This window comes from Clostridium sp., assembly GCF_051650885.1.
GTDB lineage: Bacteria > Bacillota > Clostridia > Clostridiales > Clostridiaceae > Clostridium.
The window spans coordinates 1-3,727 of the sequence record NZ_JBOFRG010000261.1; the positions used below are offsets into that span (position 1 = coordinate 1).

Sequence of the window (3,727 nt, forward strand, 5' to 3'; positions counted from 1 at the left end):
AATGATGTGCCCGTATCTGCGATTATGGAATTAATTAAAAAGTTTCAAAACGAATAAAATGTTAAGTAATGATGTGAGAGGGATGTGTACGTTTATGATCATTTAAAAAATGTAGCTAAGAAGAAATTAAAGAACATTCGTTTATCAAATAAACATCTTGTATTAGAATTATTTATTTAAAGTTTTATCAGTTAAGGATTAGATAAAGTCGTAAAGCAATTTTAATACTGTTGTGAAACCATTTAAAAAATTTTAAATAAATAACCCTTAACTTATATTCTTAACATGGTGGAGAACAATGGATTAGAACAAGATAAGTGTACAAAGCAATACAGAGTGACTAAGAAAAACATAAAAAACGACATTTATAGGATGGAATTGGAGGACGAATGGAGTAACGCAAAAGACGCCGGGAAGATTAAATTGATCTTAAGAAACTCAGAGGATGCCATCATCGAGTGGCACAAAGATCATTGGAATGGAAAACGAGAAGTGTCGTTAGTTTATGAAGATTGGAAAGAAAAACTCATAGAGTGTTTCTCCAAAAGAGTGAGCCCGGAGGATTTTCTTTTAGCGAAACAAGGAGTAGGTGAGGAACCAGAAGATTTTTTGAAAAGAATAAATAAGGACGGAAAGTCACTATTATTGACAGATCAAATCATTCTAGGTGTCTTTAGAAACGGCCTACAGAGAAACAGGGATTATATCCGCCTTGCATTAGTGGGACAGACTAGAATCACCGAAGAAGTATTTAAGATTATTCATGAGGCCAACAAGATTGCCCAACTGGGGTTCGAACGCGCTAAGAAGCGAAAGGAGAAGGCAGAGATGGTAAATAAAGGATCCAAAAGGATAGAAGGTAACGTTAAAAAACAGATTAATGCAATTCCTCAAGATGATTTACTTAATAAAGATAATTATATCTATCTTAATAACGTTAAAATCCCGTGTTTGTTAGATACGGGTGCTCAAGACAATTATATCACCAGGCGCGCCATTTATAGAACTGGACTACCTATAATTCTATTAAATAACCCACTGGAACGTTTTACATGTCTAAATGAGAAGTTTATTATAACTGAGAAGGTAACAGCTACCTTCAAATATAATGAAAAATTATATACAGAGGAGTTCTTCATATTGCCCAAAAGGATGGATGAGTTGATAATTCTAGGAAAAAAATGGATAAGAGGTGAGAAAGAGGATGACATAGATAGTATTGATGACATAGATACTTTAATAGAAAAGTTATGTCAGAAGAAAAATCGGAAAGTTAAAAATTACGAATGCAAAATTGACACAATACCCGGAGAAATCGTGGTGTCAAAACCTACTAAGATTCCACAAGCTATGGAAGATAAGGTGGAGGAAGAAGTAAGAAGATTATTGAAATTAGGTTACATTGTTCCCTCTGAGTCTACATGGTTGAACAAAGTAAGCCCCGTGATGAAACCCAATGGGACAGTTAGGTTAACCGCTAACCTTATGTGTCTGAATAATTTAGTTATCCTAGACAAGTATTCTTTGCCAGACATGATGGAAATGATATACAAATTAAATGATAAAGTGTACAAGACGAAGATAGACCTAAAAGACGGCTTCTACCAAATTCCACTTCATTCTAACGATAGGCACAAGACAGCCTTCCGAATAAAGAATAGACTATATGAGTGGACTAGAATGCCAATGGGGTTTAAAAACTCACCAGCGGTATTTCAACGTTTAATGGACACGGTGCTAGAAGAAGAAATTGGCAAATCATGTTTCGTTTATGTAGATGATATATTAGTCTTCGGTAGGACACAAAAAGAACATGATGAAGGTCTTAAAAGAGTACTCAGAAAACTTATAAAAGGTGGGCTCATAGCTAATAGAGAAAAAATTGAATTGAGAAAAACAGAAATTACCTTCTTAGGACATAGATTGTCTAAAAATAAGATCATATCAGAATTGGATAATGGTCAGGCAATAAGAGACTTAAAGAAACTTAATAATGTGGAGGATGTTAGACGATTCCTAGGAACAGTGAATTACTACAGAAAATTCATTAAAAATTGTGCAAAAAAATCAGAACCTCTCAGCCGACTGCTAAAAAAAGATAGTGTGTTTGTTTGGACTAAGGAACAAGAAGATACATTTGAAAAACTTAAACGTGAACTACTAAGTGAGAAGGTTTTGTATCAACCTGACTATAACAAAGAATTTTACTTGGAGACTGACGCCTCAAACAATGGCTTAGGAGCAATTCTAAGCCAGATTACTGAAAATGAAAAGATGCCGATAATGTTTGCATCAAGGACATTAAGTGAAACGGAGAAAAATTACAGTATCAGCGAGAAGGAAATGCTTGCTGCCTTGTGGAGCATGGAAAAATTTGAGTATTTTTTGAAAGGACGAGAATTCATATTGATTACAGACCATATAGCACTTAAGGCTCTTAATAGCAAAGGAGAAATTAAATCCGCGAGGATTATTAGATGGATTGAAAGAATACAACAATTCAATTTCAAAGTGGAGTATAAACCAGGAGAGGATATTCCACATGTAGATGGGCTCAGCAGATTGGCTCAGTCATCAAGGGAAGTGTCTGTAAACATGATTGAAAACACAGAGAAAGAGTCAAAAATTTTGAGTTTACATGAGGAACTGGTCCATCGAGGTGGGAAAATTACAACGGAAGAATATAACAAACGATATAAAGATAAGATATCTGAGATAGAATGTAGAAAAGTTCTAGAAAGTTGTGTAGAATGCAAACTATACAACCCTATCAGAGTAGGGAGGCCTAGAGATATCCAGGCTTATGAGATGGGAGAGAAAACAGCCTTTGACATCATAGGTCCCATAGAAGGCAAGTACATAATAACAGCCATAGACTATTTTACCAGATTTGGATTTGCAAAAGTCTTAAAGAGCAGAGAGTCAAAAGGTTTAGTTAAATTCCTAGAAGAAGTTTATAAAGTAATACCAATGAAAACACTAATCTCAGATTCAGCGAAGGAAAATCTCTCAAAAGAAGTTGAAGAGTGGTGCAGGATGAAAGAAATTAAGAGGCATTTTACTACACCCCACCATCATCAATCTAATGGGAGGGTAGAAAGGTTCAATAGAACTTTGTTAGAAGCTATAAACAAACAGTCAAATAAAAGATCACTTAAACATCGGGTTCTCAAGGCAGTCAGTGTATATAATAGAGTAACCCACTCAAAAATTGGACTGTCCCCAGAAGAAGCAAGGAATTCGATACATTGGGACCAGCTTAGAACTAATATATTTAGAAAAACAGTGAAAGCAAACACTTTAAAGAACTCAACAAGTAAAGTTAAAATCTTTAAAGCAAATGACCTTGTCTTTATAAAGAATGAAATTCACAAGTACAAAGGACAGCCAAAGTTTGATAGAATAGGCACAATCACGGAGGTACTAGGCTATGACACTTATAGAATCAGACTAGAAAATGGAAGATATCTGAAACGTCATTCAGATCAACTTAGAGACGGGGGAGAGAAACCCGCAAGCGATTTAGCGGCGGCATGTTGTGAAACCATTTAAAAAATTTTAAATAAATAACCCTTAACTTATATTCTTAACAGTTTGGATTTGTTAAATTTTGATCTAAAGAGTCTTTAAATGAAATATCTAATGACAAGAACACAAAACTTAAAAACCCAACAAGAGCATAACGAATATAATTCATAAAATTAAATTCAACTTCAAAATCATCTTC

Annotated in this window: 1 protein-coding gene; it reads left to right on the forward strand. The window is 34.4% G+C overall.

The window, feature by feature from the left end:
• Positions 1 to 336 precede the first annotated feature (336 nt).
• Positions 337 to 3,552, forward strand: coding sequence for an RNase H-like domain-containing protein (locus ACRC28_RS12490; RefSeq protein WP_438543777.1), 3,216 nt, complete (start codon positions 337 to 339; stop codon positions 3,550 to 3,552).
• The last annotated feature ends 175 nt before the right edge of the window (positions 3,553 to 3,727 follow it).